This is a genomic window from Variovorax ureilyticus, assembly GCF_037889935.1.
Taxonomy (GTDB): Bacteria; Pseudomonadota; Gammaproteobacteria; order Burkholderiales; family Burkholderiaceae_C; genus Variovorax; species Variovorax ureilyticus.
In genome coordinates, this window is the sequence record NZ_JBBKZU010000019.1 from 1 (window position 1) to 14,352 (window position 14,352).

The 14,352-nt window shown below is 66.5% G+C and carries 14 protein-coding genes; 3 read left to right on the plus strand and 11 right to left on the minus strand.

Annotation, left to right across the window (positions count from 1 at the left end):
* Positions 1–53 precede the first annotated feature (53 nt).
* Positions 54–1,193 carry a DNA topoisomerase IB gene (locus WKW77_RS29845; RefSeq protein WP_340360515.1) on the minus strand — a complete coding sequence of 380 codons (1,140 nt, stop codon included), beginning with the start codon at positions 1,191–1,193 and terminating at the stop codon, positions 54–56.
* A gap of 154 nt (positions 1,194–1,347) precedes the next feature.
* On the opposite strand from WKW77_RS29845, the gene WKW77_RS29850 reads away from it, so the two are divergent.
* Positions 1,348–2,376, plus strand: coding sequence for a purine-nucleoside phosphorylase (locus WKW77_RS29850; protein ID WP_340360516.1), 1,029 nt, complete (start codon positions 1,348–1,350; stop codon positions 2,374–2,376).
* A 17-nt stretch (positions 2,377–2,393) separates the two neighbouring features.
* On the opposite strand, the gene dinB is transcribed toward WKW77_RS29850, so the two are convergent.
* The gene (dinB, locus tag WKW77_RS29855) at positions 2,394–3,650 is read right to left on the minus strand and encodes a DNA polymerase IV (RefSeq protein ID WP_340360517.1); all 1,257 of its coding nucleotides are present in this window, start codon (positions 3,648–3,650) and stop codon (positions 2,394–2,396) included.
* A 70-nt stretch (positions 3,651–3,720) separates the two neighbouring features.
* Between dinB and WKW77_RS29860 the strand changes: the two genes are divergently transcribed.
* The gene (locus WKW77_RS29860; protein ID WP_340360518.1) at positions 3,721–4,281 is read left to right on the plus strand and encodes a putative glycolipid-binding domain-containing protein; all 561 of its coding nucleotides are present in this window, start codon (positions 3,721–3,723) and stop codon (positions 4,279–4,281) included.
* Positions 4,282–4,288: 7 nt separating this feature from the next.
* On the opposite strand, the gene WKW77_RS29865 is transcribed toward WKW77_RS29860, so the two are convergent.
* Positions 4,289–5,626 carry an MFS family transporter gene (locus WKW77_RS29865; RefSeq protein WP_340360519.1) on the minus strand — a complete coding sequence of 446 codons (1,338 nt, stop codon included), beginning with the start codon at positions 5,624–5,626 and terminating at the stop codon, positions 4,289–4,291.
* Positions 5,627–5,715: 89 nt separating this feature from the next.
* Positions 5,716–6,873, minus strand: coding sequence for an alpha-hydroxy acid oxidase (locus WKW77_RS29870; protein ID WP_340360520.1), 1,158 nt, complete (start codon positions 6,871–6,873; stop codon positions 5,716–5,718).
* Positions 6,874–6,967: 94 nt separating this feature from the next.
* On the opposite strand from WKW77_RS29870, the gene WKW77_RS29875 reads away from it, so the two are divergent.
* Positions 6,968–8,635 (plus strand): L-lactate permease, encoded by a 1,668-nt coding sequence (locus WKW77_RS29875; RefSeq protein WP_340360521.1) that lies wholly within the window; start codon positions 6,968–6,970, stop codon positions 8,633–8,635.
* A 309-nt stretch (positions 8,636–8,944) separates the two neighbouring features.
* On the opposite strand, the gene pbpC is transcribed toward WKW77_RS29875, so the two are convergent.
* From pbpC to WKW77_RS29910, 7 genes are all read right to left on the minus strand, one after another.
* Entirely contained in the window at positions 8,945–11,119 is a 2,175-nt protein-coding gene (gene pbpC, locus WKW77_RS29880; protein ID WP_340360522.1) for a penicillin-binding protein 1C, read from the minus strand.
* A gap of 37 nt (positions 11,120–11,156) precedes the next feature.
* Positions 11,157–12,077 carry a polysaccharide deacetylase family protein gene (locus tag WKW77_RS29885; protein WP_340360523.1) on the minus strand — a complete coding sequence of 307 codons (921 nt, stop codon included), beginning with the start codon at positions 12,075–12,077 and terminating at the stop codon, positions 11,157–11,159.
* Between the two features lie 7 nt (positions 12,078–12,084).
* A complete protein-coding gene (locus tag WKW77_RS29890; protein WP_340360524.1) occupies positions 12,085–12,711 on the minus strand; it encodes a LysE family translocator in 627 nt (208 codons plus the stop codon).
* Positions 12,712–12,750: 39 nt separating this feature from the next.
* Entirely contained in the window at positions 12,751–13,128 is a 378-nt protein-coding gene (locus WKW77_RS29895; protein WP_340360525.1) for a TfoX/Sxy family protein, read from the minus strand.
* Between the two features lie 7 nt (positions 13,129–13,135).
* Positions 13,136–13,408: a hypothetical protein gene (locus WKW77_RS29900; RefSeq protein ID WP_340360526.1), complete on the minus strand. Its 273-nt coding sequence runs from the start codon at positions 13,406–13,408 to the stop codon at positions 13,136–13,138.
* Between the two features lie 152 nt (positions 13,409–13,560).
* The gene (locus WKW77_RS29905) at positions 13,561–13,971 is read right to left on the minus strand and encodes a PaaI family thioesterase (RefSeq protein ID WP_340360527.1); all 411 of its coding nucleotides are present in this window, start codon (positions 13,969–13,971) and stop codon (positions 13,561–13,563) included.
* Between the two features lie 28 nt (positions 13,972–13,999).
* On the minus strand, positions 14,000–14,275 hold the full coding sequence (locus WKW77_RS29910) for a DUF2277 domain-containing protein (protein WP_340360528.1): 276 nt from the start codon (positions 14,273–14,275) through the stop codon (positions 14,000–14,002).
* Between the last annotated feature and the right edge of the window lie 77 nt (positions 14,276–14,352).

Sequence of the window (14,352 nt, forward strand, 5' to 3'; positions counted from 1 at the left end):
AAACGCCTCAGCGCCGATGATAGTGCGGGTTCCCGTGTGAAAGTAGGTCATCGTCAGGCTCTTACAGCCCCAAAAAGCCCAGCCCTCATCAGGCTGGGCTTTTTGCTTTTGGACGCTCGCTCCCGAGCGAGCAAGAGAAAAGCAAGCAGCCTCTGTTCAGATGCGCGCAGATCACGCTGATTTCGCACCTTATGTGAAACCCTGTCCCACAAGGCTTTCGATTCCTCGGAATTCGAATTCAGCATTTCGATGAGTCCGAGCACAGCCGGATGCACGTATGCCTTCTTGCAAACGGCAGGTGTGTTCCCCAGCCGAGACGCGACGGCGGACAAGACCTCCTTCAGCCCCGCGCGCACTGGCGCAGGACCGGCGGCCGCCTCGCAAGCGCATCGGAGGCGGATCAGATCCAGGGCCTGAACTGTTCCGTGCCAGGTTCTGAAATCCTTGGCACTGAATTCCTCGCCAGCGATCTCGCGCAAGTAATCGTTGACGTCGGTCGACGAAATGCCCGTCGGGGTGCCGTCTTCTCCCTCGTACTGAAAAAGCTCCTGCCCGGGCAGCTGCTGGCACCGGCGAACCACCTTGGCGACGCGCGGATCGTCCATTTCGGCCTCGTGGAGCACGCCGCTCTTCCCGCGAAAGCGCAGCCGAAGGGTGCCTCCGTGCGTGTCGGCGTGCCTGGTGCGAAGCGTCGTGAGTCCGTACGAGCCATTGCTGTTCATGTATTCCTCGTTGCCGATGCGCAGGAAGGTCGTATCGAGCAGGCGAACGATCGTCGCCAGGACCAGTTCCCGCCTCAAAGGTTCGCCCGGCTTGGTGCGCAGATCCCGCGACACGCGCCGGCGGATGCCCGGCAGCGCCCGGCCGAAGGCTTCCAGCCTGTCGAACTTGGTTTCGTCCTTGAGGGCACGCCATTGCGCGTGATAGCGGTACTGCTTGCGCCCGCGCGCATCGATGCCGGTCGCCTGCAGGTGTCCATTGGGCACTGGGCAGATCCACACGTCCTTGTAGGCCGGTGGAATGGCCAGCCGCCGGATACGCGCGATCTCCTCGGCGTCCCTGATCCAGGCACCTCGGGCGTCCCGATACCGAAAGGCCGCTCCGCGCTTTGAGCGCCGAAGTCCGGGCATGCTGGAATCCACGTAGACGAGCCCATTGGCGAGTGGGACAAAGCGAGGGGCGGTGGCAGGCATGAGCTTTGCGAAAATCTCGGGGTGGGCTGACGCAGCAATTCGCTGGTAGATAGGGTGCTCAAGCGATGCACGCGCAGCTGTAGGACGCCACATCGGCCTCGGGTACGCCGGGACCCAGCGTCCAGGCCCATGTACTTGCCAAGGAAAGAACTCCATGTCGCCCTTCCAATCCACCCGCTTCCGCGCGCTTGCGCTGTCCGCTGCCGTTGGCCTCAACGCGGGATGCGCTTCCAACATGCAGCCACGCCCTTCCGAGCCGGTGAAGGTCAAGGTCTTCGTCGCCGCGATGTTCGAGATCGGGCAGAACACCGGCGACCGTGCCGGCGAGTTCCAGCACTGGTACGAGCGTTACTGGAAGGGCACGACGCCGGTGGCCGTCCCAGGTGCCTTGCAACCGGTGTATTGCAACGCGGATGGCGTCTGCGGCGCGGTCCTTGGCATGGGCAAGGTGAATTCGTCCTCATCCATGCAGGCGATCCTGCTGAATCCGAAGTTCGACTTCTCGCAGGCCTACTACGTCATCTCGGGCGTGGCCGGCACTCCGCCTTCTCGCGGCACCATCGGAGAAGTGAGCTGGGCCACCTGGCTGGTCGACTACGACCTCGGACATCGCTGGGCGCCCGAGGAAAACAAGGCCGGGGAGCCAACTTTCATGCCGCGCAAAGGCTACGAGGAGTACCGCCGATTCAAGCTCAATCCGGACCTGGTTGCGTGGGCGATGAAGCTCTCTGCCGAAACGCCCCTGAAGGACTCTGACTCGGCCCGCGCCTATCGGCTCCGTTACCCGCAGGCCGCAGCGCGCCGTGCGCCCTTCGTCGGCACCGGCACCCACATGACCGGCGACACCTTCTTCCACGGGCCCGGCATGTCCAGCCAGGCACAGTACATCGCCAAGCTTTACGGTGCGGACGACTATGTCATCACCGAAATGGAAGCCGCAGCCGTCACCCTCGTGATCAAGCGCACCCATGGCACCGACCGCGTGATGAGCCTGCGCGGAGCCGTCAACTTCGACCAGGGCAATCCGCGCGAAACCACGCTGCAGCACCTCGACCCGGCGCCGGGAGAGACCGCCGGGGGCTTTGCAGAGACGGTGGAGAACATCGAACTGGTGGGCAGCCGGGTCGTGGATCACATCGTCGCAAACTGGCCCCAGTGGCAGAACGGCGTGCCGGCCCGCTGAAGCGACGGGGTAGCAGGCTAGAAGAGGGAAGCGGTCCTGGCGGCGGCGCCTTGCACCTCCGCGGCTTGACGCCCTCCGCCCGCGTTCGCGGGCACGCGGTTCGCCGCATCCGCCTCTGCCGCCTTCATCAGCGCACCCACGCGGACCCCGAGCAACCTCAGCGGCCGCTCCAGAGGGACCCGCTTCAGGCACTGACCTCCGACCTGCCGGATCGCCTTTGCATCGGCTGTGAAGCGATCGATGGTCTGGTCGCGCGTTGCAATCTTGAAGTCGTCGTAGCGCAGCTTGATGCCGATGGTCTTGCCAACGTAGCCCTTGCGCTGGAGATCTTCCGCGACCTTCTCGCACAGGTGCGTGAAGATGGCGCCCAGCTCGGCGCGATCCCGCACCGCATGCAGGTCCCTGTCGAACGTGGTCTCGCGGCTCATCGAGACCGGCTCGCTTTCCGTGACCACCGGCCGCTCGTCGCGCCCCCAGGCCACTTCGTGCATCCATGCGCCGGTGGCCTTGCCGAAGTTGGTGATCAGCCAGTCGCGATCGCGTTCCGCGAGCTCGCCGATGGTACGGATGTCGTGGCGCTGCAGCTTCTCGTCGGCCTTCGGCCCGATGCCATTGACCTTGCGGCAGGGCAGCGGCCAGATGCGGCCCTCGAGGTCGTTCTCGAACACCACCGAGATCCCGTTCGGCTTGTTGAACTCGCTCGCCATCTTGGCGATGAGCTTGTTGGGCGCCACACCGATCGAGCACGTCAGCCCGGTCGCCTCGAAGATCGATTTCTGAATCAGCCGCGCCAGCACGCGGCCACCCTCGCGCTGACCGCCGGCCACCTCGGTGAAGTCGATGTAGACCTCGTCGACGCCACGGTCTTCCATCACCGGCGCGATCTCGGTGATGACCTGCTTGAAGCGGCGGGAATACTTGCGGTACTCGTCGAAGTCCACCGGCAGGATGATCGCCTGCGGGCAAAGCTTCGCGGCCTTCATGAGGCCCATCGCCGATCCCACGCCGAACTGCCTGGCCGGGTAGGTTGCCGTGGTGATCACGCCGCGTCCGGCGTAGTCCTTGAGCAGCGGGAAGGCCGCGACGGGAATATCGGCCAGCGTGCCGCCCTCCGGGACGTCCCGCAACGCCTCGTCGACTTTGCGCCGCCCGCCCCCGATCACCACCGGCAGCCCCTTGAGCTGCGGATAGCGCAGCAGCTCGACAGAAGCATAGAAGGCATCCATGTCGAGATGCGCAATACGGCGGATCGGTGTGATGCTCACGGACGCCATTTTCGTCGGACAGTGCTGCTTGGTTGCCCAGGCTTGCGCACTGCGGGCACCCGGTGCCATCATCCGCCGTATGCAGCCCGTTGCCTTCATGCTCTGGCGCCGCCTCGATGCTCCGGGGCACGACGTCTGTCGCCTGGATCGCAATGGCGAGAACTGGCAGATCGACGGCGCTGCGGCCTTTCGCCACGAGGATGGCCGCGCCGCGCAACTGCATTACCGCGTGCGCTGCGATCGCGCCTGGCACACGCAGTGGAGCACGGTGCGGGGCTGGCTCGGCAGCGAGCAGATCGATTTCTCCATCGTGCACGACGCGCACGGTGCGTGGAAGCTCAACGATGCGCCGCTGCCCGACCTCGGGCATTGCGTCGATCTCGACCTCGGCTTCACGCCGGCCACCAATCTGCTGCCGCTGCGCCGCCTGCATCTTGCGCAAGGCGAGGCGGCCGATGCGCCTGCCGCGTGGCTCGACCTCGAGAGCGGCAGCCTGATCGAGCTCGAGCAGCGCTACGAGCGCCGCGGGGAGTCCGGCTACTGGTACACCTCCCCGCGCTTCGACTACGCCGAAATGCTGGAGGTCACCGGCGACGGCTTCGTGAGCCGCTATCCGAAGCTCTGGGAAGCCGAGGCCTGAGCACCGCTCAGTGATCGTGGTGCAGGTAGGTTGCCTGGCGGGGCAGACGCAGGCTCACCACGAAGGCGATCACCATCATGGCCGTGACATACCAGTAGAAGGCCGTCTCGTGGCCGATCGACTTGAGACCCAGCGCCACGTATTCCGCTGACCCGCCGAACAGCGCATTCGCGACCGCATACGCCAGCCCGACGCCGAGCGCGCGCACTTCGGGCGGGAACATCTCGGCCTTCACGATGCCGCTGATCGAGGTGTAGAAGCTCACGATTGCCAGCGCGAGGATGATCAGCACGAACGCCACCACCGGACTCGTGACGCCTTGAAGGGCCGTGAGGATCGGCACGGTGCACAGCGCGCCGAGCCCACCGAACAGCAGCATGTTGTTGCGCCGGCCGATGCGGTCCGACAGCGCACCGAACACCGGCTGCATGCACATGTAGACGAAGAGTGCGCAGGTCATCACGTAGCTCGTGGTCTTGATCGGAAGGCCCACCGTGTTGACCAGGTACTTCTGCATGTACGTGGTGAAGGTGTAGAAGATCAGCGAACCACCGGCGGTATAGCCCAGCACGGTAAAGAAGGCGGCCTTGTGGTGACGGAAGATGCCCGACAGCGTGCCGGCTTCCTTGTTGGTGCGCGACGCTTCCGTCTGTGTCTCGTGCAGCGTGCGGCGCAGGAACAGCGCCACCACCGCAGCGATCGCGCCGATCACGAACGGGATGCGCCAGCCCCAGGCCTTGAGTTCGGCTTCGCTCAGCAGCTGCTCGAGCACGACGATCACGAGCACCGCCAGCAGCTGCCCGCCGATCAGCGTGACGTACTGGAAAGACGAGAAGAACCCGCGCTGTCCGCGCAGCGCCACTTCGCTCATGTATGTTGCCGTGGTGCCGTATTCGCCACCGACCGAGAGGCCCTGGAACAGCCGGCAGATCAGGAGAAGGAACGGCGCCCAGGCACCGATGGCCGCGTAGGTGGGAAGACATGCAATGGCGAGCGACCCGGCGCACATCATCGTTACCGAAATCAGCATGGAGGTCCTGCGGCCGTACCGGTCCGCGACGCGGCCGAAGAGCCATCCGCCGACGGGGCGCATCAGGAAGCCCGCCGCGAACACCCCCGCGGTGTTCAGCAACTGCGCCGTCGGATCCGACTTCGGAAAGAACGAGGGCGCGAAGTACAGCGCGCTGAAGGCATAGACGTAGAAGTCGAACCACTCGACCAGGTTGCCTGAGGAGGCCGCCATGATCGCGAAGATGCGATGGCGTTTTTCTTCGCTGGTGTAGGCGCGCGGGGACGTCGCGGAATCGACGGTGGTCGATCCCGCGGAGGATGTGACGGAGCTCATGAACTGGCGCCTCTCTGCGTGTTGTTAGGGCAATCCCTAGTTTGCCCCGCCGCAGAAGCAGGCGCTGTCGGCCAGGGCCGTAACCCTGCCTAGAAAGTGCCGGGCAGCAGGATGCTCGAGTCGACCTCGTCGACTTGCGTGCGCCCGCAGAAGGCCATGGTGATGTCGAGTTCCTTGTGGATGATCTGCAGCGCGCGGGTCACGCCCGCTTCGCCGAAGGCACCGAGCCCATAGAGGAAGCTGCGGCCGATCAGCACGCCGCGCGCACCGAGCGCGCGTGCCTTCAGCACGTCCTGGCCGCTGCGGATGCCGCCGTCCATCCACACCTCGATCTCCGTGCCCACCGCTTCCGCGATGGCCGGGAGCGCGGCGATGGAAGAGGGCGCGCCATCGAGTTGTCGACCGCCGTGGTTGGAGACGATCAGCGCATCCGCGCCGCTGGAGGCCGCGAGGCGCGCGTCCTCCACGTCCATGATGCCCTTCAGGATCAGCTTGCCGCCCCAGAGCTTCTTGATCCACTCGACGTCGGCCCAGCTCAGAGTCGGGTCGAACTGTTCGGCAGTCCACGACGAGAGCGACGACAGGTCCTTCACGCCCTTCGCGTGGCCGGCGATGTTGCCGAAGGTGCGGCGCCTGGTGCCGAGCATGCCCATGCACCAGCGCGGCTTCGTCGCGAGGTTCATGAGGTTCTTCAACGTGGGCTTGGGTGGCGCGGTCAGGCCGTTCTTGATGTCCTTGTGACGCTGGCCGAGGATCTGCAGGTCGAGCGTGAGCTGGAGCGCCGAGACGTTCGCGGCCTTCGCACGTTCGATCAGTTGCTCGATGAACTCGCGGTCGCGCATCACATAGAGCTGGAACCAGAAGGGATGGCGGTCGGTGTGCTCGGCGACGTCTTCCAGCGAGCAGATGCTCATCGTCGAGAGCGTGAACGGAATGCCGAAGGCCTTCGCGGCCCGAGCGCCGAGGATCTCGCCATCGGCGTGCTGCATGCCGGTGAGGCCCGTGGGCGCGATGGCCACAGGCATCGCGACTTCCTCGCCGATCATCGTGGTGCGGGTCGAGCGGCCCTCCATGTTGACCGCGACGCGCTGGCGCAGCTTGATCTTCTGGAAGTCGTCCTCGTTGGACCGGTAGGTGCCTTCGGTCCAGGCTCCCGAGTCGGCGTAGTCATAGAACATGCGCGGCACGCGGCGTTCGGCAATCACTCGCAGGTCTTCGATGTTCGTGATCTTGGAGAGGTCTGGCACAGGGGGTGGCTCCTAGGTTGTCTGATCTTTGCGCGGTGCCTATTATCCGCAGGGCTTCATCCGACCAACTCCAGACAACAAAAGGCGGACATTCATGACATGGCAGCAGGTTTACAACCCGTTCGGAAACATGGTTCTCTCGACGGCACTCGCGGCGATTCCGGTCGTCGTGATGCTGGTGTGCCTCGGCTTCCTTCACATGAAGGCTCATATCGCCGCCGGGCTCGGCCTGATCAGTGCGCTGGTCATCGCCATCGTCGCCTTCGGCATGCCCGCCGGTCTCGCGGGCCGCGCAGCCTTCCTTGGCGGACTCACGGGCCTGCTGCCCATCGGCTGGATCGTCCTGAACATCATCTTCCTGCAGCAGCTCGCCGAGCAGAACGGCAGCTTCAAGGTGCTGCAGGACTCGCTCTCCGACATCACCGAGGACCGTCGTCTCCAACTGCTGCTGATCGCCTTCGCCTTCGGTGCGTTCTTCGAAGGCGCGGCCGGCTTCGGCACGCCGGTGGCCGTGACGGCCGCGATTCTCATCGGCCTCGGCTTCTCGCCCCTCGCGGCTTCGGGCCTTTCGCTCATCGCCAACACCGCACCCGTCGCCTTCGGCGCATTGGGCACGCCGGTGATCACACTCGCCAAGGTGCATGGCTATGACCTGATGCAGGTCACCGCGATGATCGGCCGCCAGTTGCCGTTCTTCTCGCTGCTGGTGCCCTTCTGGCTGATCTGGGCCTTCGCCGGCCGCAAGGGCATGATGGAAGTCTGGCCCGCCATTCTCGTGACCGGCGTGTCTTTCGCGATTCCGCAGTTCCTGGTCTCGAACTTCATCGGCCCGGAACTCGTGGACATCATCGCGGCCATCGTCTCGATGGTCTCGCTGATCCTCTTCCTGCGCGTCTGGCAGCCGCGCAACATCTGGCGCTCGGTCTCGCTCAAGGGGCACGAGGACGACGGCGGCACGCCGGCGGCCACGGCCACCGCCAAGCGCTCGCCCCATTCGACCGCCGAACTCGTGCGCGCATGGACGCCGTGGGCGATCATGACCGTCTTCGTGTTCATCTGGGGCCTGCCGCCGGTCAAGACCTGGCTCAACGGGCTCTTCGCGCCCAACTTTCCGATCGGCGGGCTGCACAACCTGGTCGAGAAGATGCCGCCGGTCGTTCCCGGGCCTACCAAGGAAGGTGCGGTGTATGCCTTCACGCTGCTCTCGGCCACCGGCACCGGCATCCTGCTGGCGGCGATCGTGGGCGGCTTCGTCGCCAAGTACAGCGTCGGGCAGCTCATCGTGGCCTACGGCCGCACGCTCAATCTGGTGAAGTATTCGCTGCTCACCATCGCGCTGATGCTCGCGCTCGGGACGCTCACGCGCTATTCGGGGCTCGACAGCACGCTGGGTCTGGCGTTCGCCAACACCGGCGTCCTCTATCCCTTTTTCGGCACGCTCATGGGCTGGCTGGGGGTGGCGCTGACCGGATCGGACACCGCTTCGAACGTGCTCTTCGGCGGCATGCAGAAAGTCGCTGCGGACCAGCTGGGCCTGTCGCCGAACCTCATGGGCGCGGCCAACAGCTCGGGCGGCGTGATGGGCAAGATGATCGATGCGCAGTCCATCGTGGTGGCATCCACCGCCACGCGGTGGTTCAATCACGAGGGCGACATCCTGCGCTACGTGTTCTTCCACTCGATCGCATTGGCATCCCTCGTCGGCATCTTCGTGACGCTGCAGGCCTATGTGTGGCCGTTCACGCTGATGGTCGTGAAGTAGGGTGGAAGGCCACGCTACTTGAGAGGGCAGAAGGGCCAGCCCTCGACGCTGGCCCAGATGCATGCGCGAATCCAGGCGACGACGACTTGCGGGTCCTGCCGTTGCGGCACCGATCTCATCGATATCAACATCTCGCACCTCCTTGTGGTGGTGGTTGTTGAGACAGTTGTAGACCGCATGGGGGGCGCGCTCCAGCGGCATCCTGCGTTCGTCGCCGTGGGCCGCCGTGGGCAGCGGCTGTCCGCCATCCGGTGGTGCGGCAGCGTCGGTTCGCGCTGACAGGTGTCGGACGCGACCACCGACCACCGTTCAGCGCCTGGCGTTCTTTGCGGTCGTCGCGCCGGTCACCACGCCCGCCCCCCGCACTTCCACGCGGATGCTGTCCGCCACCCGGCCGCGCGTGTCGATGAGCTCGACCACGTGTCGACCCGGCCAGGGCAGCCACTGCACGCTGTTGCCGCGTGCCAGAGGCTTGCCGTCGATGCGCCAATGAACCGCGCGTCCTTCGGCCTCGAAGCGCACGCGTTGGCTGCCGGGCGGGATGTCCGGATCGATCGCGATGATGGTCCCGTCGGCCGGCGAGGCAATGCGTGGAGCCGTCTCGCCGGTCGCGTCGGGCGCGATCGCGAACACAGCCTGTTCGGTGCCCGCGACGAACCATTCGCTGCGCGCCGCCTCGAGCTCGTCGCCGAAACGCATCTGCTTCTGCACCAGCCCGGCCGGCGGTTTGGGCGCACCGCTCGGCGCACCGCGATGCAGGAAGGCCATCACCTCGGCCCACACCGGTGCGGCGCCGCTGGTGCCGCTCACCTCCCACATCGGCGCGCCGCTCGCATTGCCGACCCACACGCCGACGGTGTAGCGCTGCGACCAGCCGATGGCCCAGTTGTCGCGCATGTCCTTGCTGGTGCCGGTCTTCACGGCGGTCCAGAAGCGGGTGCCGAGCACGCTGTCCAGGCCGAAGGTGCGCGCGCGCGCATTGGCGTCGCTCAGGATGTCGCCGACGATGAACGCCGCGCGCGGATCGACCGCCGCGCTGCCGGGCTGCGAGGCGACCTGCGCAGGCAGATAGCGGGTCTCGCCGAACCGGCCGCCGTTCGCCAGCGTGCGATAGGCATTCGTCAGAGCCAGAAGCGAGACCTCCGCGCTGCCGAGCGCGAGGCTGTAGCCGTAGTAGTCCCCGCTCTGCGCCAGTGGCAGGCCGGCTGCGCGCAACTGCCGCGCGAAGGCTTCGGGCGACACCATGACCAGCGTGCGCACCGCGGGCACGTTGAGCGAGGCCGCGAGCGCGGTGCGCACCGAGACATGGCCCTTGAACTGCCGGTCGTAGTTCTGCGGGATATACAGGCCGCTTGCGGTGTTGATCTGCGCGGACGAATCGTCGAGCAGCGAAGCCGCCGTGAGCCGCCGCTCGGCGATGGCTTCGGCATAGAGAAAGGGCTTGAGCGTGGATCCAGGCTGCCGTTGCGCGAGCACGCCGTCCACCTCGGCGGCGCGGCTCAGGGCGCCCGAGGAGCCGATCCACGCAAGCACTTCGCCGCTTGCGTTGTCGAGCACCACCATCGCGCCGTCTTCCACGTTGCGGCCGCGCAGCTCGCGCAAGTGCCTTTGCAGGCTGTCGAGCGCGAAGCGTTGCAGCGGCGCTCGAAGCGTGGTGAGGACGTCGCCCTGCGCGCCTTCCGTGCGCGCTGCAATCGCACGTCGTGCGAGATGCGGTGCGATGCCTTCGCTCGCATCGAAGCTGCGCCGCTGCAGCGCGGCGCTGGTGAACATGTCGACGCCGTCGCAATCGGGCCGGCTGCCCGGCTCCATCGTGCGCATCAGTTCGCAGGCGCGCTGGGCGACCACGGCCGGCTTCGCGTTCGGTGCGCGCACCAGCGCGGCTGCCACCGCCGCCTCGCGCGCGTCGAGGCCGTGCGGCGCCTTGCCGAACAGCGTTCGCGAGAGCGCATCGATGCCGACGATCTCGCCGCGGAACGGCACGATGTTGAGGTAGGCCTCCAGGATCTGGTCCTTGCGCCAGGTGTGCTCCAGCCGTTGCGCTGCGACGGCTTGGCCGAGCTTCTGGCCGATGCTGCGGCCGCTCCCGCCGCGCCGCAGGTCGTCGTCCAGCAGCCCGGCGAGCTGCATCGTGATCGTGGAGGCGCCGCGCGTGTGCGTGTTCCAGAGATTGCCCCAGGCCGCCGCAGAAGCAGCGCGCCAATCGACGCCGCTGTGTTCGTGGAAGCGCTTGTCCTCGCTCAGCACCATGGCCGTGCGCAGCGCAGGCGAGATGTCGGCGAGGGCGGTCCATTGACCCCGGCGGATTGCCGGATCGGTGCGCACGCGCTGCAGCAACTGGCCGTCGCGGTCCAGCACCAGCGTGTCGGAGGGGCGGAAGTCGCGCCGCACCTCGTCGAAGGTGGCAAAGGCCCAGGCGGGCTCTGCCAGCACGAGGGCAAGCGTGGACAGCAGAAGCGAAACGGACAGGCGGTATGGCGACATGGGGAGCGGCAGCGGCCGCGCGCATGCAGCCTGCGCGCTAGCTTGCCACAGCGCTGGCCGAGGTGACCGTCGCCATGTGCGCGCAAATCGCCCCGGGCGTGGTGAGCCAGATCTCGCCCTCGTCGCGCAGGCGCGCGAGGTGCCCGAGCGCTCGGCGCAGGTGCCGCAGCCGATAGGGTTGCCCGACGATGTACGGATGCAGGGCCACGCCCATGACCAGCGTCTGGCGACGCGATTGATCGACCATCTCGTCGGCGTTGTCGATGATCATCTGGGCGAAATCCTTCGCGTCCATCTGCCGCGCGATGATCATCGGGATGTCGTTCAGCTCCTGCGGGTAGGGGACCGACCACAGCGTGCGGCCGCTGCGGGTGCGCATCGGCACCGGCTGGTCGTCGTGGCACCAGTTCAGCGTGTAGCGGTAGCCGGCCTCGGCGAGCAGGTCGGGCGTGAGGTGGCTTTCGGAGATCCACGGCGACAGCCAGCCCGCGGGCGCCTTGCCGCTTTCCGCGAGCATGCGCGCGCGGCATCGTGCGAGCAGCGCCGCCTCGCCTGCTTCGTCCATGTCGCCCTGGCGCTCCGAATTGCTGTGGCCGTGGCCGATGAGCTCGTCGCCGCGCGCGACCGAGGCCGCGATCAGCTCGGGACAGTGGTCGTACAGCGCCGTGTTGAGCAGCGTGCCGCACACCATGTCGAGGCTGTCGAAGAGTTCGAGGCAGCGCCACGCGCCGACGCGGTTCCCGTACTCGCGCCAGGAAAAGTTCAGCACGTCCGGGTGCGGCGACGCCGGGCCGATGCACGCGCCCATGCCTTCGCCGAACGCGAAATGCTCCAGATTCAGGCCGAGGTACACCGCCAGCCGCGCGCCATTCGGCCACGCATGGTCCGGGCGGCGGGTGATCGGCGCGTAGTCGAAGCGGCCGTGCGTGGGCAGCGGGCCGGTGTACTTCGCGGTCACGGGCGGCTCATGCCGGACGGCGAGCGAGAAGCGCCCACACCCCCGCCGCCGACAGCAGCGAGCCCCCTGCGAAGTTGAAGCGGCGCTGCGCACGCGGCGAAGCCAGCAGCCTGCGCGCCGAACCGGCAAACACCGCGTAGAGCGTGGCGTTGAGCGTTGCCAGTGCCACGAAGGTGATAGCGAGGATCCAGAGCTGGTGCGTCACGTCCGCGCGCGGGTTGATGAACTGCGGCAGGAAGGCGACGAAGAACACGATCCCCTTGGGGTTCAGCGCCGTCACCAGCCAGGTGTTGGCGAACAGCCGCCAGCGCGAGCGCGGCGCGGACGGCGCAGCCAGCTCGGCCGGCGAGATGCCCGCGCGCAGCAGCTTCACGCCGAGGTAGAGCAGGTACAGCCCGCCGACCCACTTGATCACCATGAACCAGAAAGCCGAGGTCGCGAGCAGCGCACCCAGGCCGAGCAGAGAGAGCACCAGTGCGGTCGAGTCGCCCAGCGCGACTGCCGCGACCAGCGGCACGTTGGCCCGTCGACCATGCGCGACGGAGTAGCTGATGACGGTGAGAATGGTCGGCCCGGGGATGACCAGCATCACGGCGGACGCGGCGATGAAGGCGAGCCAGAGTTCGATGGACATGCGGAAACCTTCTTCAGGGATTGGAGGTGGACGCGGATGCTAGCGCGATGCCTTCGCCATCTTGCGAGGCTTCGGCTTCGGACTCTTGCGAGGCCGCGCAGCGATCTCCAGCGATTCGCGTGCCAGCATCGCGAGGCGCTGTCGATCCTCGATCACCTCGCCGGGCACCGCGTAGTAGCGCCTGACCTCCACATGCCGCACCTTCGTGGTGTACGAGAAGCACTGGCTGCCCATCGCCTCGTAGGCCGGGCGGGTGGCGTCGTCGACCACGAAATAGAGCACGTTGTCGATGATCATCGCGAACTGCACGCCGTGTGCGGACAGCCCCACGCCGCTGAAGAGGCGCTTGGCCTGGACGCCGTGGACCGCAGCCAGTTGCTCCTTGACGAACTCCGCGAAGTCGGACGAAGTGCTCACAGGCGGGTCAAAAGAGCTTCCACTTCACGACCACGAAGGCCGCGCCCGCGAGCGGCAGCAGGTAGATGAGCAGGAAGATCGGCAATTCCTCGCCGAACGAATAGCCACCCTTGACGATCCCCATCCACATGTTGGCCGCCGCGATCACGAACCACAAGGCGGCGAACGCGACGAGGCTCATGCGCATGCCGTCGCCGAATCCGCCCGCCATCGACTTGCCTGCGGCCAGGCACACCGCCAGCAGCACGAAGCCGCCCAGGATGAATAGCAGAGTGCGCATGTCAGTGCTCCGTGACCCGCAGAAGGAGTTGAAACCGGCTCGACCCATATAGGGAACCCCGCGGAACTGGCTTTGCCGGGCCGCCGGGGTTGCCCCCGGAGAGGGGGTGTCCGAGCCACACGACGTGGGCGAGGCTGGGGGTGAGTTCCATGTCAGCCCTCCAGCACGAGTTGCGTCTGCGTCACCACCGCGCAGAGCTTGCCTTCCTCGGACTTGATGGTGGTCTGCCACACCATCGTGGTGCGCCCGCGATGCAGCGCGACCGATTCGCCGACCACCGTGGTGCCCGCCTTCGCGCCGCCGATGAACTTGGTGCTCGAGTCGGTGGTGGTGGTGCGCTTGCCCTTGGGCAGATTGACGATGGTGCCCACGGCCCCCAGCGTGTCGGCAAAGGCCATGTACGCGCCGCCGTGCATGATGCCGCCGGCCGTGCAGAGGTCGGGGCGGACCAGGAGGTTCGCCACGACCCGCTCCGGCTCCAGCGTGACGAGGCGCACCCCCATCAGACCCGGAAAGATCGGATCGAGGATCTGCTGGATCTGTTCGACGGTCGGCATGGACATGGAACTCCTTCGCAGCGATGGACGAGGCTCAGTGGCTGTGGCCGAAGCGGATGGCGGTGCGTTCGCGGGCCTTCGCGGCTTCGACCTCGCGGTCGCGCGGCTCGGCGGTCGTCACCAGCGATCCGATGAGCGTGCGTGCGACGGCGGCGACGTCTTCGATCGCGCGATCGAAGGCCGCCTCATTGGCCTTCGATGGATGGTTGAACCCGCTGAGCTTGCGTACGAACTGCAGCGCCGCGGCGCGCACCTCCTCTTCGGTCGCGGGGGGTTCGAAGTTGAACAGGGTCTTGATGCTTCTGCACATGGGCGATGGCCTTCATGGGACGGTGCTGCGTTCCATCATGCCGTGGAGTCGCCGCCAGTGGAACCACCGGCAATCGA